The sequence below is a fragment of the Epibacterium sp. MM17-32 genome, from assembly GCF_022348205.1.
Classification (GTDB): Bacteria; Pseudomonadota; Alphaproteobacteria; order Rhodobacterales; family Rhodobacteraceae; genus Epibacterium.
Map to the genome: position 1 here is coordinate 1 of NZ_JAKRFC010000004.1, position 26,299 is coordinate 26,299.

At 63.5% G+C, this 26,299-nt stretch carries 20 protein-coding genes and 1 tRNA gene; 6 read left to right on the forward strand and 15 right to left on the reverse strand.

All coding sequences use genetic code 11. The annotated features are described in order from the left end of the window. Positions 1-324: hypothetical protein (locus MHM88_RS07960; protein WP_239362551.1), on the forward strand; the 324-nt coding region annotated here is incomplete at its 5' end. Here the strand turns inward: MHM88_RS07960 and fdhF are convergent. The 3 genes from fdhF to MHM88_RS07975 all read right to left on the reverse strand — a co-directional run bounded on the left by fdhF (position 306) and on the right by MHM88_RS07975 (position 5,886). After that, positions 306-3,080: a formate dehydrogenase subunit alpha gene (gene fdhF / locus MHM88_RS07965; RefSeq protein ID WP_239362553.1), complete on the reverse strand. Its 2,775-nt coding sequence runs from the start codon at positions 3,078-3,080 to the stop codon at positions 306-308. The two genes, MHM88_RS07960 and fdhF, sit on opposite strands and share 19 nt — an antisense overlap. Positions 3,081-3,217: 137 nt before the next feature. Next, a complete protein-coding gene (locus MHM88_RS07970; protein ID WP_239362566.1) occupies positions 3,218-4,906 on the reverse strand; it encodes an NAD(P)H-dependent oxidoreductase subunit E in 1,689 nt (562 codons plus the stop codon). Positions 4,907-4,998: 92 nt separating this feature from the next. Next, on the reverse strand, positions 4,999-5,886 hold the full coding sequence (locus tag MHM88_RS07975) for a LysR family transcriptional regulator (RefSeq protein ID WP_239323114.1): 888 nt from the start codon (positions 5,884-5,886) through the stop codon (positions 4,999-5,001). Positions 5,887-6,223: 337 nt separating this feature from the next. Here MHM88_RS07975 and MHM88_RS07980 point away from each other — a divergent pair, with 337 nt between their 5' ends. After that, positions 6,224-6,790, forward strand: a complete 567-nt coding sequence (locus MHM88_RS07980) for a hypothetical protein (protein WP_239362569.1) — start codon at positions 6,224-6,226, stop codon at positions 6,788-6,790. 36 nt (positions 6,791-6,826) lie between these two features. Beyond that, positions 6,827-8,710: a methyl-accepting chemotaxis protein gene (locus tag MHM88_RS07985; protein ID WP_239362571.1), complete on the forward strand. Its 1,884-nt coding sequence runs from the start codon at positions 6,827-6,829 to the stop codon at positions 8,708-8,710. Positions 8,711-8,965: 255 nt separating this feature from the next. On the opposite strand, the gene adh is transcribed toward MHM88_RS07985, so the two are convergent. Together adh and MHM88_RS07995 are read right to left on the reverse strand one after the other, a co-directional pair. Next, positions 8,966-10,486: an aldehyde dehydrogenase gene (gene adh / locus MHM88_RS07990; RefSeq protein WP_239323111.1), complete on the reverse strand. Its 1,521-nt coding sequence runs from the start codon at positions 10,484-10,486 to the stop codon at positions 8,966-8,968. Positions 10,487-10,605: 119 nt separating this feature from the next. After that, a complete protein-coding gene (locus MHM88_RS07995; protein ID WP_239362582.1) occupies positions 10,606-11,571 on the reverse strand; it encodes a GAF domain-containing protein in 966 nt (321 codons plus the stop codon). Between the two features lie 207 nt (positions 11,572-11,778). Here MHM88_RS07995 and MHM88_RS08000 point away from each other — a divergent pair, with 207 nt between their 5' ends. Further along, on the forward strand, positions 11,779-12,282 hold the full coding sequence (locus MHM88_RS08000) for a MarR family winged helix-turn-helix transcriptional regulator (protein WP_239362592.1): 504 nt from the start codon (positions 11,779-11,781) through the stop codon (positions 12,280-12,282). Positions 12,283-12,303: 21 nt separating this feature from the next. Here the strand turns inward: MHM88_RS08000 and MHM88_RS08005 are convergent, their stop codons facing one another. From MHM88_RS08005 to MHM88_RS08030, 6 genes are all read right to left on the reverse strand, one after another. Next, positions 12,304-14,262: a TonB-dependent receptor domain-containing protein gene (locus MHM88_RS08005; protein WP_239362604.1), complete on the reverse strand. Its 1,959-nt coding sequence runs from the start codon at positions 14,260-14,262 to the stop codon at positions 12,304-12,306. A gap of 217 nt (positions 14,263-14,479) precedes the next feature. After that, positions 14,480-14,556, reverse strand: a tRNA-Arg gene (locus tag MHM88_RS08010). 571 nt (positions 14,557-15,127) lie between these two features. Further along, a complete protein-coding gene (locus MHM88_RS08015; protein ID WP_239362624.1) occupies positions 15,128-16,081 on the reverse strand; it encodes an ABC transporter ATP-binding protein in 954 nt (317 codons plus the stop codon). Continuing rightward, the gene (locus MHM88_RS08020; RefSeq protein ID WP_239362626.1) at positions 16,078-17,961 is read right to left on the reverse strand and encodes a dipeptide/oligopeptide/nickel ABC transporter permease/ATP-binding protein; all 1,884 of its coding nucleotides are present in this window, start codon (positions 17,959-17,961) and stop codon (positions 16,078-16,080) included. Before MHM88_RS08020 ends, MHM88_RS08015 begins: the two co-directional genes overlap by 4 nt. Beyond that, entirely contained in the window at positions 17,958-18,905 is a 948-nt protein-coding gene (locus MHM88_RS08025) for an ABC transporter permease (RefSeq protein WP_009178249.1), read from the reverse strand. The genes MHM88_RS08020 and MHM88_RS08025 overlap by 4 nt, the downstream gene beginning before the upstream one ends. Before the next feature lie 142 nt (positions 18,906-19,047). Then, a complete protein-coding gene (locus MHM88_RS08030) occupies positions 19,048-20,634 on the reverse strand; it encodes an ABC transporter substrate-binding protein (protein WP_239362637.1) in 1,587 nt (528 codons plus the stop codon). A 107-nt stretch (positions 20,635-20,741) separates the two neighbouring features. On the opposite strand from MHM88_RS08030, the gene MHM88_RS08035 reads away from it, so the two are divergent. Further along, on the forward strand, positions 20,742-21,416 hold the full coding sequence (locus MHM88_RS08035; RefSeq protein WP_239323103.1) for a DUF1028 domain-containing protein: 675 nt from the start codon (positions 20,742-20,744) through the stop codon (positions 21,414-21,416). A gap of 9 nt (positions 21,417-21,425) precedes the next feature. Here MHM88_RS08035 and MHM88_RS08040 read toward each other — a convergent pair whose 3' ends face one another. Then, complete coding sequence (locus MHM88_RS08040) at positions 21,426-22,187, reverse strand: FadR/GntR family transcriptional regulator (protein WP_239362647.1); 762 nt, start codon at positions 22,185-22,187, stop codon at positions 21,426-21,428. Between the two features lie 90 nt (positions 22,188-22,277). On the opposite strand from MHM88_RS08040, the gene MHM88_RS08045 reads away from it, so the two are divergent. Continuing rightward, entirely contained in the window at positions 22,278-23,501 is a 1,224-nt protein-coding gene (locus tag MHM88_RS08045) for a Zn-dependent hydrolase (protein ID WP_239362650.1), read from the forward strand. On the opposite strand, the gene MHM88_RS08050 is transcribed toward MHM88_RS08045, so the two are convergent. The 3 genes from MHM88_RS08050 to MHM88_RS08060 all read right to left on the reverse strand — a co-directional run bounded on the left by MHM88_RS08050 (position 23,498) and on the right by MHM88_RS08060 (position 26,171). Then, the gene (locus MHM88_RS08050; RefSeq protein WP_239362660.1) at positions 23,498-24,238 is read right to left on the reverse strand and encodes a Hint domain-containing protein; all 741 of its coding nucleotides are present in this window, start codon (positions 24,236-24,238) and stop codon (positions 23,498-23,500) included. The two genes, MHM88_RS08045 and MHM88_RS08050, sit on opposite strands and share 4 nt — an antisense overlap. Before the next feature lie 143 nt (positions 24,239-24,381). Beyond that, positions 24,382-25,002, reverse strand: coding sequence for a hypothetical protein (locus MHM88_RS08055; protein ID WP_239362662.1), 621 nt, complete (start codon positions 25,000-25,002; stop codon positions 24,382-24,384). A gap of 167 nt (positions 25,003-25,169) precedes the next feature. After that, positions 25,170-26,171 (reverse strand): GlxA family transcriptional regulator, encoded by a 1,002-nt coding sequence (locus MHM88_RS08060; RefSeq protein ID WP_239362665.1) that lies wholly within the window; start codon positions 26,169-26,171, stop codon positions 25,170-25,172. Positions 26,172-26,299: the final 128 nt, after the last annotated feature.

Here is a 26,299-nt window from a genome sequence, read left to right on the forward strand (position 1 = left end):
CCCGCACCACAAAACCTCAAACCAACCTCCCCCTCACACCCAAATCCCAAACCCAAACCCCTTATCCACAATCAAACCAAACTTACCCACAGACTCGGCCCCGGAATCGACGCAGCAAGCGCGGTCTCCGCGGTTTCAAAGAGGCACACCCACCAAATCTGGCGCGCCAGCGGGATACAAAGCGGCTCCCGATTCACCACCGGCAAACGGAACGGTGCCACGCCGCAAAGCGGTGCTCCCAAAAAGAACGCGCGCGGAGCCGTGGCTCCGCGCGCGCTGTCGTCTTGTTGCAAGGTGGGCGGCGTCTATTCGGCGGCGATCTGACCCGCAGCCTTTTCGACCTTCACCGCAGAAAACTTGAACTCCGGGATCTTGCCATAGGGGTCGATCGCCGGGTTGGTCAGGATATTGGCCGCGGCCTCCACATAGGCGAAGGGCACAAAGACCATGTCTTCTGCAATGGCCCGGTCGGCGCGCGCCATGATCTCGATCGAACCGCGACGGGTCGACAGGCGCACCATCTCGCCCGGCTCCACCCCCAGCGCCCGCAGGGTCTTGGGGTGCAGCGAACAGTTCGCTTCGGGCTCGACCGTATCCAGCACCAGGGACCGCCGCGTCATCGACCCGGTGTGCCAGTGCTCCAGCTGGCGGCCGGTGGTCATGATCATCGGGAACTCCGCATCCGGTGCCTCATCCGGCGGGATGACGCTGGCCGGGGTGAATTTCGCCCGCCCCTCGCCCCGCGGGAAGCCATCGCCGAACACAACCGCCTGGCCCGGATCTTCGGGCGACAGGGACGGATAGGTCACGGTCTGGGTTTCCAACCGCTCCCAGGTGATATTGTCGAGCGACTTCATGTTGAGCTTCATCTCGGCAAAGACCTCGGACACATCATTGTATGCCCAGGGCAAGCCGATCCGCTGCGCCAGTTCCACGGTGATCTTCCAGTCCTCGCGCGCCTCACCCGGAGGGGCGACGGCGGGGCGCACCCGCTGCACCTGGCGGTTGGTGTTCGACACGGTGCCGTTCTTTTCATAGAGCGTCGAGGCGGGCAGGATCACATCGGCAAAGTTGGCAGTCTCGGTCAGGAAGATGTCCTGCACCACCATCAGGTCGAGCTTGGCAAAGGCCTCGCGCGCGTGATCCGCATCCGGGTCGGACATCGCCGGGTTTTCGCCCTGGATGTACATGCCCTTGATATTGCCCGCATAGACCTGATCGACGATCTCGGTCACGGTGAGGCCCTTCTCGTTGGAGAAATCACCGCCGCCCCAGACATCGGTAAAGCTCTTGCGGATACCGTCGTCCATCACCGACTGATAATCCGGCAGGAACATCGGGATGAGACCGGCGTCAGAGGCGCCCTGCACGTTGTTCTGACCACGCAGCGGGTGCAGGCCGGCGCCGGGCTTGCCGACATTGCCGGTCATCAGCGCCAGCGAGATCAGGCAGCGCGAGTTGTCGGTGCCGTGGATATGCTGGCTGACGCCCATGCCCCAGAAGATCATGCCGGCGTTGGCGCCCGCGAACATGCGCGCCACGCGGCGCAGCTGCTCGGGGTCGATACCGCAGATTTCCGACATCTTCTCGGGCGAGAACGCCCGCAGGTGTTCTTTCTCCGCCTCCCAGTTCTCGGTCCAGCGGTGAATATACTGGCTGTCATACAGCTCTTCTTCGACGATCACATTCATGATCGCGTTCAGCATCGACACATCGGCGCCGGGGCGGAATTGCAGCATCTCGGTCGCGTAGCGGCGCATGCCGACCCCACGCGGGTCCATCACGATCAGCTTGCCGCCGCGTTTGGTGAACTGCTTGAAGTAGGTCGCCGCAACGGGGTGGTTCTCGATCGGGTTGGCGCCGATGATGATCGCCACATCGGCGTTTTCGATCTCGTTAAAGGTGGCGGTCACCGCACCGGAACCGACGTTTTCGATCAGCGCCGCAACAGAAGACGCGTGGCACAGACGGGTGCAGTGGTCGACGTTGTTGTGCTTGAAGCCCTGGCGGATGAACTTCTGGAAGAGATAGGCCTCTTCGTTGGTGCATTTGGCCGAGCCAAAACCGGCAACCGATTTCGGGTCCTCATCGCGCAAGCGCATCAGCCCCTTGGCGGCGACATCCATCGCCTCGTCCCAGGTCGCCTCGCGGAAGTGAGTCATCAGATTGCCCGGATCGACGTTCAGCCCCTTGGCTGGCGCATCGTCCCGGCGGATCAGCGGCTTGGTCAGCCGGTGCGGGTGGTGGATATAGTCAAAGCCAAAGCGGCCCTTCACACAGAGGCGACCTTCGTTGGCGGGGCCGTTGATACCCTCGACATATTTGACCTTGTTATCCTTGACCTTGAGCGACACTTTGCACCCCACCCCGCAGAAGGGGCAGACGCTTTCGGTCTCAGAGTCAAAATCCGCGCGGTCGCCAACCTGGTTTTCGTCCACCACGGTGGCGGGCATCAGGGCGCCGGTCGGGCAGGCCTGCACGCATTCGCCGCAAGCCACACAAGAGGACGCGCCCATCGGGTCGGCGATGTCAAAAGTCGGATAGGCATTGTGACCGCGACCGGCCATGCCGATCACGTCGTTCACCTGCACTTCGCGGCAGGCGCGCACGCAAAGACCGCAGGAGATGCAGGCATCCAGGTTCACGCTCATCGCGACGTGGCTGTCATCCAGGAGCGGGATATGGCCCTCTTCCATCTTGGGGAACCGCGACTCCGAAACCCCGTTCAGCTCGGCCATGTCCCACATATGCGAGGATTTATCGTGCGCAACGTCCTGCGCGGGCTGATCGGCGACCAGCAGCTCCATCACCATCTTGCGCGCGTTCTCGGCGCGGGCGTTGTTGGTGGTGACAACCATGCCTTCGCTGGGTTCGCGAATGCAGGAGGCCGCGAGGGTCCGCTCACCTTCGATCTCCACCATACAGGCGCGGCAGTTGCCGTCGGGGCGATAGCCCGGTTGCGGCTTGTGGCACAGATGCGGGATCTTGAGGCCGCGGCCATTGGCGACTTCCCAGATGGTCAGGCCAGCCTCGGCCGTGACCTGTTCGCCGTCGAGGGTAAAAGTGACTTTTTTGGACATTTCTTATTTCTCCCCGTTCTGCGTTGAGGGCAGCGACCGGCCCGAGGGGTGGGTGCAAAGCGCCCGCCCCATGGGGGCGGGTCGGGCGCTGCCCGGCTTATCAGCCGGGCGGGAGGTCAATGTGACACTCGACATGCTCACACCTCCTCGGGGAAGTGTTTCATGGTCAGACGGATCGGGTTCGGCGCGGCCTGGCCAAGACCGCAGATGGAGGCATCCACCATGGTCTGGCTCAGCTCTTCAAGGAGCGACTGATCCCATTTGTCCGCCTGCATCAGCTTCACGGCCTTTTCGCAGCCGACCCGGCAGGGGGTGCACTGGCCGCAGCTCTCGTCCTCGAAGAAGCGCAGCATGTTGAGCGCCGCATCACGCGCCGAGTCCTGATCCGACAACACAACAACCGCCGCCGAACCGATAAAGGTGCCGTGCGGTTGCAGCGTGTCGAAATCGAGCGGGATGTCATCCATATGCGCCGGCAACAGGCCGGAGGACGGGCCGCCCGGCTGGTAGGCCTTGAACGTCTGGCCGTCCAGCATGCCGCCGGCGGCCTCGATCACATCCAGAATGGTGGAGCCTGCCGGCAGCAGATGCACGCCCGGATTTTTCACGCGACCGGACACCGAGTAGGAGCGCAGCCCCTTGCGACCGTTCTTTTCCACATCGTTCAGGCACTCCGGCCCTTCGCGGTTGATCTTGGTGACCCAATACAATGTCTCGACATTATGGACGAGGGTCGGCTGACCAAAGACGCCCACCTGCGCCACAAAGGGCGGACGGTGGCGCGGCTCGCCGCGTTTGCCTTCGATCGACTCGATCATGGCGCTTTCTTCACCACAGATATAGGCCCCTGCCCCGCGGCGCAGGTCGATGTAACCTGGCGCGACGATGCCCGCCTCTTCCAGCGCGGCAATCTCGCGGCGCAGGATCTCCAGCACCGCCGGGTATTCGTCGCGCATGTAGATAAAGGCCTTTTCCGCCTCCACCGCCCAGGCGGCGATCAGCATGCCCTCAAGGAACACATGCGGCGTGCGTTCGAGGTAATAACGGTCCTTGAAGGTGCCCGGCTCGCCCTCATCACCATTGACGGCCAGATAGCGCGGGCCTTCGTTCATGCGCACAAAGCCCCATTTCTTGCCCGACGGGAAACCGGCCCCGCCCAGACCGCGCAGACCGGCAGAGAGCACCTTGTCCTGCACCGCTTCCCAGTCGCCGTTTTTGCGCAGGTCCTTCAGCACCTCATACCCGCCCGCGATGGCATACTCGCGGTAGGTCTCATACTGCGGGACATGCGCGTGCGTGTCATCCGCGGCAATCGCGGCCTCGACCTTTTCGACGGTGGCGTGGTCGATGTGGTTGTGACCGATCTCCAACACCGGGGCGGTGTCGCAACGGCCCATGCAGGGGGCCCGCAGGACGCGCACCTGCGCCGGGTCCATGCCCTGCTCCAACGCCTGCTGGAGCTGCTCGGCCCCGGCCAACTCGCACGACAGCGAGTCGCAGACCCGAATGGTCAGCGCCGGTGGCGGGGTCTCGCCCTCTTTGACCACGTCGAAATGCGCATAAAAGCTGGCCACCTCGTAGATTTCCGCCTGGCCGACGCGCATTTCTTCCGACAGCGCCCGGATATGGGCGGCGGAGATATGGCCAAAGCGATCCTGCACCAGGTGCAGGAACTCGATCAGCAGATCGCGATTGCGCGGGCGCTCGCCCAGCAGGTCGAGGATTTCGGAATGCGCTTGATCGTCGAGCTGGCGGCCCTTGGGCGTCTTGCGGCCCTTGCCGCGCCCGGATTTCCAAACGCCAGATGTATTGTCCAGAGGTGCCATGGGTGTCTCCCAATTCAGGTGCCTTCAGACCGCAATCCCACCCCTTATTCCGGCGGTCAAATTCGAATGACCGATGGCGCGATAAGCATCCCTTATGATGCACTTGCCGCGATGACCTGTCTCAGCGCGCGGATCGTTGTGAGCTCGGGCTGTCGCTCGACACTTGCCAGACAGATAGGGCGCGCCGGCTCCGGGTCCACCAGCGGCAGCGCGCGGGTGCCATCCAGCGGACCAAGCGCCTGCACCAGCGCCTTGGGCAGGATCGTGGCCACCGACCCCGCCCGCGCCATGACCATCGCCGCCATGAAACCGCTGGACTCCGACATGATCTCGGGGCGCAGGTCCAGATCCGCAAACACGCGGTCCAGGATGCGCCTGTTCTGCATCTGCGGTTCCAGCAGGCTCAGTGGCAGGCTGGCCGCGTCGTGCCAGGAAATGCTCTCGCCAAAGGGGGCAAGCATTTCATCCGAGGCCAGCAACACATAGGTTTCGTCATAGAGCGGTTGCAGGCTCATGCTGTCGCGCCCGACGCTGTCGCTATAGGTGACCCCGGCGTCGAGCGTCCCGTCATAAAGCCGTTGCTGGATCAACAGCGAGGTCGTGACCTCCAGCCGCACCAGCATGCGCGGATGGGCCTGATGCAGGCGGTCAATCAATTGCGCCACATAGGAGGTCGCGGTCGGCACCGCGCCAATGACCAGCGTTCCGGTCACCTCGCCGCGCGCGGCGGCGATTTCCTGATCCAGCGCCTTGGCATCATCCAGAATGCCCCGCGCCCGATCAACAATCATCTGCCCCTCGCCCGTGAGCCCCTGAAACCGGTTGCCACGGCGCACGATGGACAGGCCCAGCTTTTCCTCCAGACCGCGGATGCGCATCGAGAAGGCGGGTTGGGACATGTTGCAGGCCTCGGCCGCCTTGGCAAAATGCTGGTGACGTGCCAGCGCCGTCAACAATTGCAGGTCTTTGAGTTCGATCATGCGCGCATTTCTCCATCAAGGCGCCAGCGTCCGGCGTCAGCACGCCCCGCCAAACGGTCTGAACACGGGGCAGTCTGCGCATATTCTTCGCAAAATGCACCGGGACAATGCCTGCCTCAAAACGACAATCTTCAACCGTTGGCGCAGCTATAACACATTGAGATGCCTGTGGTTACAACCGTGTCGCCGCCTGCTGTGCCACGCGCGGCACAGATCGGAACGGGGCGCGCCTGGCGGGCACCTCGTGCCGGGGCGGCGCCGATTAATGGGCTGGTAAACTCTCTGGGCTAAGCAAAATAGGTATCTGTGGATGCCCCTGGCTTGAAGGAGTTAAATCGTGCGTCTTGTCTCAACCCTAGCAGCGCTGCTGCTATCTGTCCCAGCCTTTGCCGATGAATTCACCCCGGCGCTTGAAGCCTACATGAATGACGAAATCAGCGACTGGGCCAATGACCCGGCCATCGTGGCCGCGATCAAGGCGCAGAACGACGCGCATGCCGGTCTGAGCCAGGATCAGATCGAAGAGATGGACCAGGAATGGCGCGCCAATGTCGGGGATCCCTCGACCCCGCTGCTGGCCGCGGTGCTGAACCACCCCGTCTCCGATGATCTCCGTGCCCGCGTCGAGGCCTCGATGGGGGCCATGACGGAGGTGTTCGTGATGGACGAGCACGGCCTCAACGTCGCCGCCTCCGATGTGACCTCCGACATGTGGCAGGGCGATGAGGCCAAATTCCAGCAAACCTACGGCAATGGCGCCGGCAGCGTCCACATCAGCGAAGTGGAACTGGACGAGTCGACCCAGCGCTATCAGGGGCAGATCTCTGTCACCATTGTCGACCCGGACAGCGGCAACGCGATCGGGGCGATCACTGTGGGCGTGGATGCAGAAAGCCTTCTGTAATCCAACCGAAATCCAGGGAATGGGACGGGACACTCGATGGCAGCTATGGCAAAAAAGCCTCCCAGCATCAAAGGTTTGTCGATCTTTGTAAAGATCGGGCTTCTGATCGCGATCTCCACCTTTGTCACCGCGGCATTTGTCTCCGTGGCAAACAAATTGATCGTCGACAAGGCGGTTCAGAACGGTGTCGACACGCTTGGACGCAATGTGACCTATTCCGTTGCCTCACGCAGCGGCGGCGCCATCCGCTTCCGCGATGAAGAAAAGCTCCTTGCCGACCTGCAACGGGTGATCGAGATGACCGAAGGCCGCGCCTTGCACGGCGTGGCCTTTAATCTGGACGGCGAGATTGTCGCAACCGTCGGCACCGCAAGCGAGGCCGAGATTGCCAATCTGACCGCACTTGCCACAACCGCGGCAGAGACAGGCACCGTCGAGGTTGCCGGGGACGGCCGGCTGGTCGCAGCGCCCGCAACCACATCGAAGGGGGCTGCGGTTGGGGCCGTAGCCATGCTCTGGTCCAGTGAGGCCGCAAAAGCCGTCGCTCTGCGGGACCAGATGATGGCATTTGGTCTGGCGGGCGGGATTTTCCTGCTCATGTGCGGCGTGTCCGCGCTGGTCTTGCGACGGGTGATCAGCCGCCCCCTGACCGATCTCGGCACCGTGGTAGCCGGCATTGCCGAGGGCGACTACGCACAATCGGTCGGCCATCAGACCCGGTCTGATGAGGTCGGCCGCATCGCCCGCAATATCGACAATCTCAAGCAGCAGCTGGCGGAGGTGCGCAGCCTCGAAGAAGAACGCATGGCCGCACAGTCGAGCCAGAAACAGGTGGTGGACGCGCTGAACCACGCGCTGAAACAGATGTCCGACGGCGACCTGACCCATGCCATCACCGATCCGTTTGCCGAAGAGTATGAAACGCTGCGCCGCCATTTCAACTCGACTCGCGCCACCATGGTCAGCATCATCGATTCCGTGATCGAGAGTTCCGAACGCATCCGCTCCAGTGCCGAGCAGATCAGCGTCTCCTCCGGTGATCTGTCACAGCGCACCGAAAGCCAGGCCGCAACCCTTGAAGAGACTGCGGCCGCGATGGAGCAGCTGAACGGCAGCGTGCGCTCCGCCGCCGAAGGCGCCCGCGAAGTCGAGGGCGTCATGGACGAAGCCCGCGCCACAGCCGAACAAAGCGGCAAGGTCGTCGCGGATGCCGTCAATGCGATGTCGCAGATCGAAGCCTCCTCGAGCAAGATTTCGAAGATCCTCACCGTCATCGACGATATCGCCTTCCAGACCAACCTGCTTGCGCTCAATGCCGGGGTCGAGGCGGCCCGCGCGGGCGAAGCCGGTCGCGGCTTTGCCGTGGTGGCCGCCGAGGTCCGCGCCCTTGCCCAGCGCTCGGGCGATGCGGCTCAGGAGATCAAGCACCTGATTGTGGAAAGCACCGAACAGGTCGGCGAAGGTGTGCGTCTCGTCGGGCGCACCGGCGAGGAGCTGGAGAAGATCATCGGGCGCGTGGGCACCATTTCCGGCCATGTCAGCGGCATCGCAACCGGCGCGGAAGAGCAGTCCACCACATTGAACGAGATCAACACCGGGGTTTCGCAACTGGACCAGGTCACGCAGCACAATGCCGCCATGGTCGAGGAAACCACCGCCGCCAGCCAGGTGCTGCGTAATGATGCAACGCAGCTGGCCCGGGTCGTGGCCGTGTTCAAAACCGATGGCGCGAAGGTCCGCGCGCAGGCCGAGGAGGCCGACGCACAGCCAGAGCCGTCTGCACACAGCGATGCCGATACGATTGCGGAGTTTGAACAGGCCGCAATGCCTGTGGCTGAGGCCGCAACGATGGAGGTCGCCGCGCCGGATCACGACGACACGCCGGCCCTGAAACCAGCAGCCGGCTGGGAAGATTTCTGATCCCATCCCATTGATCCCCCAAGTGCCGGCAGGACGCGAGCGTCTTTGCTTCGAGCAAAAAGCCCCGCCGCAGATCGACCCGCGCCGCCGCCCAAGACCGCCAAGAAGAAGACCCGGTCCGTCGAGAGCGCGGGTCGCGATGCGGCCCCCCATCACGCCCTGCAGCAGGCCGGGGTGCCCCGGCATCGGTGGTGTGATGCGTGCGGCGGGCCCGCAGAGCGCCGGACCCGCCTTGTGTCTGCGGGGTTGTTACACTCAGAAGAAACCCAGCTTGTTGGGGTTGTAGCTCACCAACATGTTCTTGGTCTGCTGATAGTGATCCAGCATCATCTTGTGAGTCTCGCGACCGATGCCCGATTGTTTGTAGCCTCCGAACGCGGCATGAGCAGGATAGGCATGATAGTTGTTGACCCAGACCCGTCCGGCCTCGATCGAGCGACCAAACCGATAGGCCCGCGTGCCATCGCGCGTCCAGACCCCGGCGCCGAGGCCGTACATCGTGTCGTTGGCAATCGCCAAGGCCTCCGCTTCATCCTTGAAGGTGGTGACAGACACCACCGGGCCAAAGATCTCCTCCTGGAACACCCGCATCTTGTTGTGCCCCTTCAGGATCGTGGGCTGCACGTAGAAACCGGTCGACAGATCGCCGTTGAACCGGGCCGCCTGGCCGCCCGTCAGCACCTCTGCCCCTTCTTCGACGCCGATGGTCAGATAGGACAGGATCTTGTCCTGTTGCTCCTGGCTGGCCTGCGCCCCGACCATGGTCGCGGGATCACGCGGATCACCCTGTTTGATCGCCTTCACCCGCGCGATACAGCGAGCAATAAACTCTTCGTAGATGTCTTCCTGAATGAGCGCGCGCGACGGGCACGTGCAGACCTCGCCTTGATTGAAGGCAAACAGGACAAACCCTTCTACAGCCTTGTCGAGAAAGGCATCATCCGCCGCCATGACATCGGAGAAGAAGATGTTGGGACTCTTTCCGCCCAACTCCAGCGTCACGGGAATGAGGTTCTCGGTCGCCGCCTGCATGATGATGCGGCCGGTCTCGGTCGATCCGGTAAAGGCGATCTTGGCGATGCGGGGGGATTTGGCAAGCGGCCCGCCCACCTCCGGCCCCATGCCGTTCACGATGTTCAGCACACCGGCCGGCAGCAGATCCGCGATCGCCTCCACCAGCACCATGATCGCCGCCGGGGTCTGTTCTGCCGGTTTCAACACCACACAGTTGCCTGCCGCCAGCGCCGGCGCCAGCTTCCAGGCGGCCATGAGAACAGAGAAGTTCCACGGAATGATCTGCCCTACGACCCCCAGCGGTTCGTGAAAGTGGTAGGCGACCGTATCTTGGTCAATCTCGGACATGGCGCCTTCCTGCCCGCGCAGAACGCCGGCAAAATAGCGGAAGTGATCCACCGCCAGTGGGATGTCGGCGGCCATCGTTTCGCGAATGGGCTTGCCGTTGTCCCAGGTCTCTGCGGTGGCGATCAGGTCGAGGTTCTGTTCGATCCGGTCGGCGACCTTCAGCAACAGGTTTGACCGGTCCGCCGCCGAAGTCTTGCCCCAGGCCTCCTTGGCCGCGTGGGCGGCATCCAGCGCCAGTTCCACATCTTCGGCAGAGGACCGCGCCACTTCGCAAACCTTGGCGCCGGTGATCGGCGTGATGTTGTCGAAATACCGCCCCTGGACCGGCGCTACAAAACGCCCGCCGATAAAATTGTCATAACGGGCCTTGAAGGGCGATGTATGTTCACCCGCGATCTGTGTCTGTTCGTTCATGATATCCTCCTCTGCATCCCGGTCCTCCACCGGGGATGCCAGGAGGATGACGATACTGCCGGGGCGCGTCAGCATCCGGCACACAGCCCCGTCGCGCATCTGTCTCAGAACTGAGACGGTCAGGCCGAGGTTTCGCCAATCCCCAGCCGCTTCATGCGGCGGTAGAGGGTGGCGCGCCCAATTCCGAGGCTGCGGGCGGCCTGTGACACGTTGCCATGCGCCCGCGCAAGCGCGCGCACCACCGCGGCGCGCTCGGCTTTTTCGAACCCGCTCGCCCCGTCGTCGCGCCCGAACAGATCCGATGCGGGTATTGCTGCAACCGGACCGGCGGCCTGCAAGCCAAAGGCCCTGCGGGCACCGCGTGTCGCACCGCGCAGGATATCGTCCTGATCCACGGCCAGCAGGATGGCGGCGTCGCTCTCCTCGTGATCTGCCACAATGATCCGCGCGGTCGCGAAACAGGCGCGAAACTGATCCACCTCGATCTGGCGCGCGGTCTGGGCAACCTGCGCCGCGATCAACCGGTTGAAGGCCTCGGTCTGATCTGCCCGCGCCGAGGAGACATCCAATGCGCCGACCAGATCCCCCTCTGGGCCAAAAATCGGCGCATCCATGCAGCTCATGTCGATATTGCGGGCATGGAAATGCTCGTCGCGATGAATGGTCACCCGCCGGCCCTCGGCAATGCAGGTGCCGATGCCATTGGTGCCTTCGGAGGCCTCCGACCAATCGGTCCCGGGCGCCAGCCCCCAGGCCTGAAAGATGTCGGCATCCCCGTCCGCGGCGCGCAGGTCCAGCACCACCCCTTCGGCATCGGTCAGCAGGACGCCGCACCCGGAACTGCCCACCAGCCGATAGAGCGCATCCAGCCGCGGCATGGCCACGCGCATCATCGCCTCCGCCCGGCGTCGTCGCTCGGCAAGTGCCACTGCGGAAATGCGCTGCACATCGCCCTTCTGCCCTGGATCCAGACCATGATGCTGCAACGAGCGTCGCCAGGACGCGGCCAGACGACTGCGCGCGGCCGCCGCGGGATCCGTCGCGGTTTCGACGATACGATCGATGTGTTGTGTAGATTTCGCCAATCTACGTCCTCCCCGGCCCCATGTTACTGCACCCGGCGATTTCAGCAATCCAAGATTGCTCCGACCGCATCCCAGCCGCCCCGGTGCAGGGTCGGACCTCTGTCGCACCGGTCGGCCCTGTGTCGGCTCGTGCTTTCAAAGCCACGGCCCATGGGCTAGGACTAAACGTGGTTTTTCCCAAGCTATTGCAGCCAGATAGGTCTATTGATGTCACATCCCTCACCGCCCCGGAGCCCGGCCGAATTCTTTGACGATGACGACCCGCGGATTGCCTACAACCGGGTCTGGTTCAACATCATGCGGGCGCATCGCAGACTGTTGCCTTCGATTGCCAAGGCGCTCAAGGCCGAGGGGTTGGCCGATCCGATCTGGTTTGAAATCCTGATGGAGGTTGAGCGCGCAGGACCCCAGGGCCAGCTGATGGGCCAGTTGGAAGAGATCCTGTTCGTGCCGCAATATGCCCTGTCGCGCCATATCTCGCGATTGGAAAAGGAGGGGTTCCTGCGCCGGGAACATATCGCAGACGGGCGCCGCAAGCAGGTGCTGTTCCTGACCGAGACGGGAACCGGGCTGCACCAACGCATATGGCCGACCTACATGGCGGCGATTCAGGCGGACGTCGCGGGCTGCATGAGCACGGACGAGGCCTATTTGCTGTCACGCCTGATGATCAAGCTCCTGCCCGGCGGGCAGGACCCTGGGCGCAGCTGACGCGCCCCGGATCACAGGCGATCAGAACCGGGCAATGGCCTCGAACACAAAGGTCCGGCCAGGTTCATTCAGCGGCACGATCGAGGAATAATCCGCACCATAGGTCGAGCGGTCCGCATAGCTCTCGTCGAACAGGTTGTTGATCGACGCGCGCAGGGTCAGCGCAGGCAGCTGCGGCGGGGTATATTCCGCAAAGACATTGACCACCTGATAGCCGTCAAGCCCCTGATCCGACGTGCTCTGGGTGTCGTCATAGTCCAGCGCCATATCGAGGCTGCCCCCGATCAGCAGATCATAGGCGACCAGTTCGTGCTGCACCTCCAGCGCAATGACCTGCCCCAATGGCGCGCCATAGTCCAATGCCTCATAGCTGCCGGAGGACGCTCCGTTCACTTCGATCTCGCTGTTGGAATAGGTCATCCGCACAAAGCCATCGCCCCAGTCATAGGTGGCCCCGAGGTTGTAGCCGCGGCTCTGGAAGTCGAAGGTATCACCGCCCCCGCGCGCATCGTCGATCTCGGTGAGGAAAATCTCGCCACCGACCCGCAGGGCATCACGATGCCAGTCGAACCCGAGGTTCATGTTCTGCGCCCGCGCACTGCGCAGGCCGCTGTAATCCCATTGCCGCCAGAACTCGTAGTTGTCCTCCAGCTGGATCCCGCCAAAGACATTGGAATAGCCAGCGCGGACAGAAAAGCTCTCGCTGACCTCAAAGGTGACGGCGGCATTGCCGCTGGCCCCATTGGCAGAGGTCTCATATCCGCCGATACCGGTGAAATCCTGCCAGTCGTAGCGCAGCCCCGCGGAGACCGTCCAACGGTCGGCGGGCGTCAGCCGTGCCTGGGCAAAGACGCCAAGATTGTCTGCCGCCTCGTCAAACCGCCCGTCGGTGGGGTCGGAATACTCCGACTCCTTCTTGTAGTAGTCGATCCCGGCGGTCACGGTGTTGCTGTCCGACAGGTGAAAGGTATTCTGCACCTTCGCGGACAAGGTGCTGGAGATCCCGACGCTCTGATAGGGGGACGGCACCCGAATATCGCTCTCGGAATAGCCCAGGACGACTTCCGGATCCCACATGCCAAGGTCATTGGTGTTCTCGTAGCGCAGGCTGTAGCTGGTCCGGGTGGTGTCGTATATCCGGGTCTCGGGCACCGGACGGCCGCCGACGACCGCGCCGATGTTGGCCCGATAGGGGCGCGCGCCATCATCCTTGATCTGCTGTCCCGACAGCTCGACCCGATGGCCCTCGCGGGATTCATAGGCCAGTTTCAGCAAGCGGCTTCGCAGCTCTGCACCTGTGCCGGAGACCGTGGCTCCCGACCCGTCCTCATAGTCATCGCCGGTGGCGGATTTGGCGTAGGCAAGGAATTCGAACCCGCCGTCGCTGCGCCCCGCCAGGGTCAGCGACCGGCCAAAGGTCTGCCCGTTGTCACCAAAGCTCAGCCGCGCCGTGCCGCCAAAATTCTGCCCGTCCCGCAGAATATCCTCGGCATCGACCGTCTCCATGATGACGGCGCCCGCCACCGCGTTGGGGCCGGTGTCCGCCGCAGCAATGCCGGGATCGACGCGCACGGATTTGAGCACACCGGGATCAAAAGCATTGGCGCTGACATGGTGGAAGGCACGATTGTTCTGCAACGCCCCGTCCAGCGCAATGGTGAGGTTGAGCATATCAACCCCGTTTACGAAGATCTTCTGGGCGACCGGAATGGCCCCGCCGACAGAAACAGAGGCGATACCGGCAAACAGGTCCTTGAGGTCCCCCATACGGGCCCGCTCGACCTCGGCATCCGCCACATAGGCTGCGGTTGCCCGATCTGCAGCGGCGCCAACCGGATCCTTGTAGCGGACCTCGATGGGATCGAGCGATATGACATTGTCGGAGAAAGACTCCTGCGCCGCGGCCGGCAAGGCCACAAGCAGGGCAAGTGCGGTTCCACCCAAGAGGTGGCCACGTTGCGAAGTGAGTGATCTGAGCATGAACGTTCCCGAATTTCACGTTGTTTTGGAAAGCTGGCTCGGGGACGCGGCTGGCAGATATGGGCCTTCTTCTAAGAGCTCACATCTTGATATGCAAGTGCATGACAAGGGTCAGGAGGGTCAAAACGCGCAGGACGGACTTGCCCGGTATGCCCTCGGCGCCTCGCTTGGGTTTAGTGCGCGCAGGCTCGGGGCGGTGGTTTTTTTTGATGTGAAATGGCGCCCGCGGGAGGACTCGAACCCCCAACAGCCCGATTAGAAGTCGGATATTCTATCCAGTTGAATTACGCGGGCGCGTGTTCCGTTTCGTGGCCGGTTCCGCCGCCATTGTCAACTCGGGAACGCAGGTCCAAGCATCGCTCCGGTCAGGAAAACGGTCAGCTGGTCTGTTTTGGTCCGCGCATCATCGCGCGCCTGTCCCCTCCTCCCGCGACATAGGTGCAGCCGGCCTTGCGGCGGGTGTTCTCACCGTAAACGCAATGTTTCCAGCGCCTGCAATCGGATGGGAAAAGGGGATCGGCGACCCTCCTGGGGATCGAGGGTCGCCGATGTAGCGCACTTCGGCCCCGACACGACACACACCAACCGCATCGCTCGGAGCGAACCAAACAGCACGCCGTTGTTGCGGAACGACTCAATACCCGTAGAAAAAGGCTACGATTCTCAAAATGGCTTTGAACTCAACACCACGTCCGCACTCACACGCGCAGTATTGCTCAAATATCGCGAGAGTCCACCCGCATATTTACACGGATAGCGTGAAAATCGCGTAAGTTCGGTGCAGCCCTGCTTTGCTGCTCTGATCGCCCTGCCTGTGCAAGGCGCAGGCCGTCGGACAGATCAGCGACAGCGCAGCCCCTTTCTCCTAGAGTGGGTTGAAACAGGCACAGGAGACCTGCGCGCGTTCGACATCCAGCGGTGGCACAGAAGTTCTGCAAGCCTCGACCGCGCGCGGGCAACGGGCGCGAAACGCGCAGCCCTCCGGCGGGTTCAGCGGGTCGGGCAGTTCGGTCTCCTTCGCCTCTGGCGCGGCGAGCGCGCGCCCGACGACGGGGGCACTGTCGGCCAGGAGTTTCGTATAGGGATGGGTCGGCTTGGCAAAGACCTGATCGGCGGGGCCGACCTCGACCACGGAGCCAAAATAGAGCACCGCGACGCGATCACTGACCGCCTCCACCACCGCAAGGTCATGGCTGATAAAGATATAGGTCAGGCCGAATTTCTGTTTCAGATCCGCAAGAAGGTTCAACACCTGCGCCTGTACGGAGACATCCAGCGCGGACACGGGCTCATCCAAAATCAATATACGCGCATCCGCCGCCAAGGCGCGCGCAATGCCGATCCGCTGCGCCTGTCCGCCGGAGAATTCATGCGGGTAGCGGTCGAGAAACTCCTCGCGCAGGTTCACCGCAGCAAAGATCTCTGCAATGCGGGCGGTGCGCGCCTTGGCGTCCATGCCGTGCAGATGCCGCAGGGGCGCGTCCATGATCTGGCGAATGGTTTTGCGCGGGTTGAGGCTGCTGATCGGGTCCTGAAAGACATATTGGATCTTTTGCCCAAAGGTGGCCGGGTCCGCGTTATCAAGCGGCGCGCCGTCGATCTCAATCTGGCCGGTGGTGGGCGGCAGCAAGCCCACCAGCATCCGCGCCAATGTGGATTTTCCACACCCCGACTCGCCCACGATGCCGAGGGTTTCGCCCTGTTCCACCGTCAGCGAGAGCGGCTGCACCGCCTTGACGCCCGCCTTGGGGGCGCCGAACAGGCGTTTGCCCACCGGGAAGGTCTTGCTGAGGTCGGTGAGTTTCAGTGCCGCGCTCATGCCGTGGCCTCCTGCACTGGGATTTCAGGGTCGATACAGCGGATCTTTCGCGCAAGCCCAAAGGTACCAAGCGCAATATCTCCGCTGCGACAGGCACTTGCGGCCTTGGGACAGCGGTCGGCAAAGGCACAACCTGCGGGCAGTTTGTCCACCACCGGCGGCAGACCGGGAATGGCTGCCAATTGGCGTCTGCCTTGGCCCAGTTCCGGCACGCAGGCCATCAGCCGTGCGGTATAGGGATGGGCGGGCGCATTGAGGATGGCATCGGTGGGGCCTTCCTCGACAATCCGGCCCGCATACATCACCGCCACCCGATCACAGAGCTGCGCCACCACGCCAAAATCATGGGTGATGAAGATGATCGCCAAGCCTCGCTCGCGCCGCAAATCATCCAAGAGCGCAAGGATCTGCGCCTGCACCGTCACATCGAGCGCGGTTGTGGGTTCATCCGCGATGATCACCTCCGGGTCATTGGCCAGCGCCATGGCGATGCCGACCCGCTGGCGCATGCCGCCCGACATCTCGTGCGGGTAATTGTCCACGCGCGCCTCGGCATTGGGTATGCGCACGGATTTCAAAAGCTCAATCGCGCGGGCACGGGCCTCGGAGGTGCTGGTGCGATGATGGCTCTGGATCGCCTCGATGAGCTGCGCGCCAACCGTATAGAGCGGGTGCAGCGTCGCCAGAGGATCCTGAAAGATATAGGCCACGCGATCCCCGCGCAGACGGCGCAGGGTCTCATAGGGGGCGCCGATCAGATCCTCGCCCTTGTAATGCACCGCACCGCCGGTGATGACACCGGGGGGCGAGGCCACCAGCCCCATGATCGACAGCGCCGTCACGGATTTACCAGAGCCACTTTCACCAATGATGCCAAGGCATTCGCCCGGCCTTACCGAGAGGTCAACTCCGCCCACGGCCTTGTAGATGCGATCCTTGACGTGGAACTGGGTTTGCAGGTCGCGCAGGCTCAAGATGCCGTCACCTTCGGGCTGCGGCACGGGGTCTTTACGGCGCACCATGGTGGTCGGCATCGGGCGGCTGAGCGCGCCGGATTTCAGACGCGGATCAAGCGCGTCGCGCACGCCATCGCCCAGAAGGTTGATCGCCATCACGATCACAAGGATCATCGCACCGGGCACCACGGAGGTATGCGGATTGGTAATCAGCGCTGAGCGCGCCTCGCCCAGCATGGAGCCCAGATCCGCCTGCGGCGGTTGCGAGCCAAGACCGAGGAAACTGAGCCCCGCCGTCTCAAGGATCATCCAGCCGACGGTGGTGGACATGGCGATCACGATCACCGGGATCACATTCGGAACCACCTCCGTGATAATGATCCGCGCATTCGACATCCCGCAGAGCCGCGCCGCATCGACAAACTCCTTATGCGCAATGCCGACGGTGACACCGCGAATGTTGCGGGCAAAGAAGGGGATGTTGACGGCGGCCACCGCGATCAGCGCGTTCAGCAGCCCCGGACCAAGTGCTGCGACAATCGCCAGCGCCAGCAGGATATAGGGAAAGCCCATCAGCATATCGACGCCGCGCATGATCACATTGTCCACGCGCCCGCCATAAAACCCGGCGATCACGCCGATCGCCGCCCCGATGGTGGCCGCCGCCACCGCCGCCGCAAAGCCCACCGCCAGCGACAGCCGCGTGCCCCACATCAGGCGGCTGGCGAGATCCCGGCCAAGGTGGTCAGTCCCCAGCAAGGCCCCTTCGCTAAAGGGGTTCTTGAACCGCTCTGCCGTGTTGGTCACATCCGGGTCGGGCAGCGGCAAAATGGGTGTCAGCACCGCCAGCAGCACCACCACCGACATCACGATGAGCCCCGCCAGCGCGAGGCGGTTGCGGGACAAAAGACGCAGGAAGCTCATGCTTTGATCCTCGGGTCCAGAAGGCTTTGGGCGACATCGACGGCAATGTTGAAGAGCACATAGCAGGCAGCCACAAAGACCACGCCGCCCTGCACCAAGAGGATGTCACGTTTGAGGATGGCATCGACCAGCATGCGCCCGACGCCGGGCCATTGGAACACCATTTCGATATAGACCGCACCCGAGAGCACAAACCCGGCCTGAATGCCCAGTACCGGGATGATCGACACCATCGCCGCGCGCAGACCATGGCGCCAGATCACGCTGCGCTCATGCACGCCCTTGGCGCGGGCAGTGCGGATGAAATCCTGCCGCAGGACCTCCAGCATGGCGGACCGCGACAGGCGGGCGATGACGCCGGTCGCCACCACCGCCAGCGCAATGGCCGGAAGGGTCAGATGGCTGACAAGGGCCGAGAGATCCCGCGCGCCGTAGATCGGCCACATGCCGGACACCGGGAACCAGCGCAGATTCACTGCAAAGATCAGGATCATCATCATGCCGAGGAAAAACGACGGGATCGAAATGCCCAGAAGCACCGCAAAGGTGATCGCCTTGTCCGCCAGCCCGTATTGGCGCGCCGCCGAGACCACACCCGCCGCAACGCCAAGGATCGAACAGATCACAAAGGATGTGCCCGCCAGCACCAGCGTTGCATTGAACCGCTCCAGCACCTCGTCGAGCACCGCGCGATTGAGCGAGAAGCTGCGGCCAAAATCGCCCTGCAACATATTGCCAAGCCAGATAAAGTACCGCTGCACCAAGGGCTTATCGAGGCCGAGATCGCGATTGAGCTTCTCCACATTCTCGGGCGTCGCATAAGAGCCCAGGATCGCCGTGGCCGGGTCGCCCGGAATCATCGCCATGATCAGAAACACGATGACCGAGATCCCCAGAAGGACCGGCACCGCGGAGATGAGCCTTTTTACAATATAGCCAGTCATGGCGTGCCTTCCTGCTCTGCCGATTGGGGGGAGCGTAATTCCGGGGAGGCTTCAGCAGAAACTCCGGGGAAACGGGGGCCGCGCGCGCCCCGCAGGGGCGCGCGCGGGTCGGATCGGGCAAAGCCCGATCCGAAACCTCTCATCAGTTCTTGGTCACATCATCCAGCAGCAGGAAGAACGAGGGTTGCAGGGAAAAATCGCCCACCCGCTCCGAGGTCACCGCGTTCTGCTTCCAATTGGCGACAAAGACCCACGGCGCATCCTCCTGCACGATGGTCTGCATCTCCTGATAGAGCTTGGCGCGTTCGTCCTGATCGGTCGCAACGCGGGCCGCTTCCAAAAGCTCATCCACCTTCGGGTTGGAATAGTAACCGGAGTTGAAGCCGCCCTTGTCGGGCCATGCATCGGTGCGCAGCGCAAGGAAGGGCAATGTGTCCGGATCATTGGTCATCCAGGCCATCTCAGCCATGTCGGCCTTGCCCTCCAGCCCCGGATTGACCTCGCCCAGGAAGGTGTTCCACTCGTAGGTTTCGATCTTCACATCCAGCCCCACGGCATTGAGATCCGCCTGAATGGCGGTGCCCATGGCGATAGGGTCGAGCATGCCGGAGCCGCCTTCGGTCACATAGAACGTCAGCTCCGCCCCTTCGGCACCCGCCTCGGCCAAGAGTTCACGCGCCTTGTCGGGGTCATAGGGATAGGGTTCGAGCGATTCATTATACGCCCAGGCAAAGGCGGGCGGGGTCGGGCCCGCAGCCACCTCGGCGGTGCCCTCAAGCACATCGTTCACAATCGCGGATTTGTTGATCGCATAGTTCGCAGCTTGGCGGACGCGCTTGTCGGCAAAGGGGCCTTCCTTGGCGTTGAGGATCAGGAACCAAACGTGCGGACCGGCCTGTTCATGCACGGTAAACGCATCGCCCTGAAACTCCGAGAGCGCCACCGGCGGCACCTCGACCATCAGATCAATGCCACCGGCCAGCATTTCTGCCGTGCGGGTGTTGGCATCGGTGATCGGGCGGAACACCACTGCGTCCAGCTCTGCCGCGCCGTCCCAGTAGTCGGGGTTTTTCTCGACCACCACGGCCTCGTTCGAGCGCCACTCGGCAAATTTGAACGCGCCGGTGCCGGAGGGGTTGCGGCCGAACTCTGCGCCATGGGTCCGGACCGCCTCGGGCGAGACAATCAGGCCCGTGGGATAGGCAAGGTTCGACAGGAACGGCGCATAGGGCGCGTTCAGCTTGAATTTCACCGTCAGGTCATCGACCGCCTCGACGCTCTCCACGGCAGAGAAGAAGAAGGCCAGCGGGAACGGGCCGGTGTTGTGGAAGGGGTGGTCCTCATTGAGCATCCGCTCGAAGTTGAACACCACTGCCTCGGCATCAAAGGCGCTGCCATCGTGGAACGCCACGCCCTCGCGCAGCGTGAATGTATATTCGGTGCCATCCTCGGAAATGCTCCAGTCGGTGGCCAGGGCAGGCTCCACCTCCAGCGTGCCGTCCTTGTAGCGTACCAGACCGTCATAGACGTTCATCAGGATGCGGAAGTCGTTCACCGCCGTCACCGCCGCCGGGTCAAGCGCCTTCGGCTCGGCGATCTGGCCCACGATCAACACACCCGGCGGTGTCTGCGCCGCTGCGGGTGCCACGCCCATCGCCACCCCGGCCAGAGCCGTCGTCGCGAACATCGCGGCCATCGCGCCGCGCCGCGTCATCTCAAGAAATTTCATGTCGGATCCTCTCTGCTGAGATTTATTTTTCATGATTAATTGTATCCACGCAAATTTTCATGATAAATACAAGTCTAAACCTGCACCAAATTCGTTCGGAGACCGCCATGACCTTTTCAATACTGATGCATGACCCCCAAACAGGCGGTTTCGCGGCGGCTGCGGCAACCGGGAGTCTCTGTGTCGGGGGCTGGGTCCTGCGCGGAGACATCGAATCAGGGCTGGTGGCGTCGCAGGGCACCGCCCCCAGCACATTCTGGCGCGATGACGGGCTGCGGCACATGTATAACGGGCGCAGCGCCGCACAGGCGGTGGAGGCCGTTACGCAGGCGGACACCGGCCGCCACCACCGGCAGATGCTGGCGCTGGACCGCACCGGCCAGGGCGCAGGGTTCACCGGACGGGACAGCATCGCCTACGCCGGCCACCGGATCGCGCCAAACCTGGCCGTGGCGGGCAACATGCTGTCCGGGGCCAATGTGCTGGACGTGATGCAGCAGACGGCGCAGTCAGAATTTGCCACCCTGCCCGATCACATGCTTGCGGTGCTGGATGCGGCTGCCGCGGCTGGCGGGGACACCCGTGGTCTGCAATCGGCGGCGCTGCTGGTGCTGAGGCCGGACCATCCGCCGCTGGATCTGCGGATCGACTTCAGCGAAGAGCCCCTCTCCGCCCTGCGCGCCCTGTGCATTCGCGCCCATCGGTCGCCTTATTTCGACTGGCTGGATGAGGTTCCGACCTTGACCGACAGAAGCCGCGCCGTGCTTCCCGAAGCGGGCTAGCGGCGCCGGTTATTCCCCGATAAAGCGCCGCGCCAACTGCGCCTCCTGCGCGGTCATCAGGTCTTCGGCGCCTTGCATATGCGAGGCCATGATCCGCCGCGCTTCATCCCCATTGCCGTGGCGCAGGGCCTCCACCAGCCGCATCTGATGCTCCCGCCCCCGGCGCCACAATTCATGGTTCGGCGGCTCGTAGAGCTTGCGATAGATCGTCATGTCCGTGAGAACCCGCGCCATGAAGGAAATGACAAAACCCAGCAGCGCATTGCCAGAAAACTCTGCCAGCCGGGCGTGAAAGTCGAGCGATGCAATATGCTGTTCCTTCTCTTCCTCGGCAGATTGCGCAGGCTCCGGATAGCGCGCGGCAAGCGTTTCCATCTCGGCCAATTGCTCCTCGCTGAGCGTCCCTGCCAGGCTTGCGGCCAGTTCCGGCTCCAGCGCGCGGCGCATCTGATAGATGTCGGCGATCGAAAGGTTCTGAAAATAGAAGTAGTTGGCCAGCAAGGAGCGCGCCCGCTCGGCCGAGACCTTGTCGACAAAACTGCCGCCCCCCGGGCCGGTACGGGTCAGGATCAGCCCCTGCGCTTCGAGGATCCGCATCGCTTCGCGCACCGTCCCCTTGGACACGCCGAACAGAGAGATCATCTCCGTTTCATTGGGCAATTTGTCCCCCTGCTGGAGGTCGCGTTCCACCACCCAGGTCTTGATTTCATCCGCCACGCGCACCGGGCGCGAGCGACGCGGTTGGCCCGGGGCACGGGTCGGTTTGCTCATCTTCTGCCGCCTTTTATCATGATAAAAAGCATAGACAGGAAAACCTGCGAACGATAGAGCTAAATTAATCATTATAAATTGGGGGCCACGATGGACTGGGGCAAAGAGGCCGAGCGCCGATTGAATGAAATCGCAACCTGCAGCGCACCCGGACCGGGGGTGACCCGGTTCCCCTTCACGCCCGAACATGCGGCCGCCCTCGATGTGATCCGGGGCTGGATGACACAGGCCGGCCTGTACTGTCACATGGATGCCGCCGCCACCCTGATCGGACGCAGCGCCTCCGCGACCGGCGCACCGGCGGTGTTGATCGGATCGCATCAGGACAGCGTGCGCGAAGGCGGGCGTTACGACGGCATCATGGGCGTCCTGATCGGCTGCCTCGCGCTGGAGCAGCTTGCCGCAGAGGGAGTGCAACTGCCGTTTCCGGTGGAGGTGCTGGCCTTCGCCGACGAGGAAGGCGTGCGATTTCCCACAGCACTCCTCGGACCGCGGGCCTTGACGGGGCAGCTTGATCCCGACGCGCTTGAGATGATGGATGCCGATGGCGTGTCCCTGCGCGCGGCGCTCGCGCAGTTCGGGGGCGACCCGGATGCGCTGGGTCAGATGCGCCGGCCTCGTGACAGCGTGCAGGCCTATCTGGAAATCCACATCGAACAGGGGCCGGTCCTGCAACGGGACAATGTGCCGTGCGGCATCGTCACCGGCATCTGCGGCATCGAGCGCAACAGCATCACCTTCAGCGGGGAAACCGGACATGCGGGCACGGTCCCGATGCAGGGGCGCCGAGATGCGCTGGTCGCCGCCGCGGATTTCATCGCCCGGGTACACGACACGGCAGCGGGCCGCGACGGGCTCCGGGCCACGGTCGGCACGCTCAACCTGAAACCCGCCGTGGTGAACGCAATCCCGCGCGAGGCCGAGCTCACTCTTGAAATCAGGGCATTGTCGGATGAGGAACGCGCTGCGTTTGCCGCCGAAGCACAGGTCTGGGGCACCGAAATCGCCGCCGCCCGCGGCACCGCCTTCTCCATGAGCCGCACCTATGCGCAACCGGCCGTGCCCTGCGCCCCCGCGTTGATGGACACGCTGGAGGCCGGCTGTCGCCACAGCGGCATTGCGGCACCGCGCCTGCCCTCCGGCGCGACCCATGATGCGTCGGCGATGGCGGCGCTTTGCGAGACCGCCATGCTGTTTGTGCGCTGTCGCGACGGGATCAGCCACCGGCCCGAAGAATTCGCCAGCGCCGAGGATATGGCCGCCGCCGTCCAGGTGACCTGTGAGTTCCTCAAGGGACGCGCAGAGGCCGCCTAGGCGCCACGGCGCGGCGGTCCGGCAACGGCGCCGGATCGCGCCGCCACCGCCTGCCCGCCCGGCGCCAATGCGGCCAGATCCCCGCGGGACACATCCTGTCGTGCCAAACTGCAGTAGCGCAGATCGACAAACTGCCGCCCCGCCGCGCCCTGCAACCGCAGGGCGGGCAGCAATTCGGGAAACAGATCGAACAACTCTTGCTGATCCGCCAGGGAGAGGCCGCGCAAGGCCTCCGGCCCCGGCCAGAAGGTCTCCGTCGCGACCCCTTCCGCAAAGACCACCTGATGTCGCTCGGTCATCAGATGGACGTAGCTGACCGGCACATCCGCTGTCTGGACACAGGCGGTCTGCGGCGCGACATGCTGCAACAGGCGCGCACGCAGGAACGCCTCGCCGACCGCGCCGAGATCGCCCAACCGCCGCCGGTTGAGCATGAAGCGATGCTGCGGAGACACCAGCAAGGCGCGTTCATTCGCCAACAGCCCCCCCGGGGACAGCAAAACCGGGCGCAGATGCGGATGGGACCAAAGATCCGCCGCACTCAGATCCCGGCGTCCGACCCAGATCACCGGTTGAAACCCGTTGTCTGCGGTTTGCAGCAGATCCCCCACCGCGATCTGCTCCACCGGAATCGCCCCGCGTGCCGTGGCAAGGCGAATTCCCGGGGTGAAACAGGGCACCCCCGGCGCGCAATGCTGCACCGATGGCGGCTGGTCTTCTGTGCCCGCCGCCCGCATCACCGGCTGCCTATCATCCGCAAATGGAGCGGAGTCATCAGCAGGCGCCGTCGCTTCCGCCCCGGGTCCGGGATCCTCCGGCCCGTCGCGACCAGATAGATCGCAGCGGTCAAGGGACCATGCAGTATGCCGGGCGTCATGCCTCATCCGGTCGCCGCAGCAGACGTCACCGGCAGCTCCCTGATGGCCACCGGTTTCGACGCGCTCTGGGTGGTGATGCGGGTCGTGATCCGGGTGGGGCCATCGACGTTGATCCACACCCGCTCTGCCCGAGCACCGTCCTGCAACATCCACCGCGTTCCGGCCGCAGTTGTGGCGATATAGGTCGCGCCTCCGGGGATGTCGGCGATGTGCAGCGGGTCACCCGAGCCACCCATCACATAGAGGTCGACCGGCGTCTCTGCGACGTTGCTGACCTCCAGCGTGGTGGCCGCGCCGGGGGGCAGCAGCTGCGGCGCGGCCTCTTGCCCGAAGACCATCCGCTGGCGCGCGCCGCCTCGGTCGCGGCCGATGAGCGTGGTAAACTGATCCGCGTGAGTTGCACCGCCCAGAACGGCATCTACACTTGTGTTGCCCCGCGATCCGATCCTGTACCAGGACACACCGTTCCAAATTGAAATGCTGTTGGTCGCAGCGTTTACGGAGAATTCGAACCCCGGCGGCAGCGGGCTGAAATCAAGCGTGTGCCCCGCCTCCGCTTCGGCAATTCCTGCCCAGAACGCAGGCTCGTTATAGTTCGATGCCGTAACGACATATACCGTCATGATCGTCTCTGCTTTCCAACCTGACGCAGGGCGCAGGCGCCCCGGCAGCCACGCACCTGCCCGTGGCGCCGCCGCCGGCGTCAGCGACCTTCTGGACCCTCATCGACCCTAGCAGAAGACGGTTAATTGTTGACAAACTCCGGCGGAGCGAGTGCGCGGCGGATCGGTCAGACACCGCGATCACGAGCGCGCACCTGATAGGGCGTCATCCCATAGTCGCGGCGATAGGCCCGTGCAAGCGACGTCGAAGAGGCAAAGCCGCTGGCAAAGGCAATCTCCGCAATCGGCAGATTGGTGTCCGAAATCAGCTTGTTGGCCAGTTTCAACCGCAGCTTCATATAGTGTTTGGCCGGCGTCGTGTGCAGATGGGTCAGAAACAGGCGCTCCAGATGCCGGATCGACACCCCGGCCTGCTCGGCGATCTCGGCGGTGGGCAGCGGATGCTCCACATTGGCCTCCATCACCGCCATCGCCTTGACCAGACGGGCCTCAAGCAGATTGGTGTTCCGGGCCGCCCCCTTGGGCTGCTCGCCGCTGAAGCCCCGGGTGGCCTCCAGCACCAGGAGGCTGGTCAACTCCGCGCAGTCCTGCGGCGACAGGACCTGCGCCAGCAGACGGATCACAAGCTCTGCCGTGTGGCCGCGACCGGCGCAGGTCAGCAGACCGGAGTTGTCCTCGACCAGATGGTTGGAGAGCGTCGGATAGTCTCCGGTCTCCTGCAGCGTACGCGCCTCCAGCCAATGGGTGGTGACCGGTCCGGACAGGGGCGCGGATCGCCGGATATACTCCGCCGCCGCCTCCGACAACAGAAAGGCCGGGCGCCGTTCCTTCTGCATGGCGCGCGCCCGGGGCAGCCAGCTGCCGCCGCTGCAATTGCGCCCACCGACAACAAACAGAACATCGCGCAGATATTGCACCCCGATCGCCGGCTCTGCCCGGACCAGCATGTCGCCATTGCTGGCCAGCAGCCCGGGCGAGTCGGAGGTGATCTGCCAGGTGAAATAGGCCCCGGTTTCCATCGCATTGGCCGCCTCCAGAACCGACAGGATCGACGACAGCTCCTGATGAGAGAACCCGGGCTGCACGAACAGCTCGAACGTCAAGAGCGGCGCCGGAGGGGCAGCCGCATCGGAACAGGGATCATCAGTGGGATCTGGGGCGTGGGTCATATTGGACAGCGAGCTTATCGCCACCGGGACAGAAGGATCAACCCGCGGTGATCGGCAAAGCGCAGATTTCGCCCCTCGACCCGCGGCAGGGCACAGGTGGGGCTAAAGCACGACCCCGCCAAGCCCGC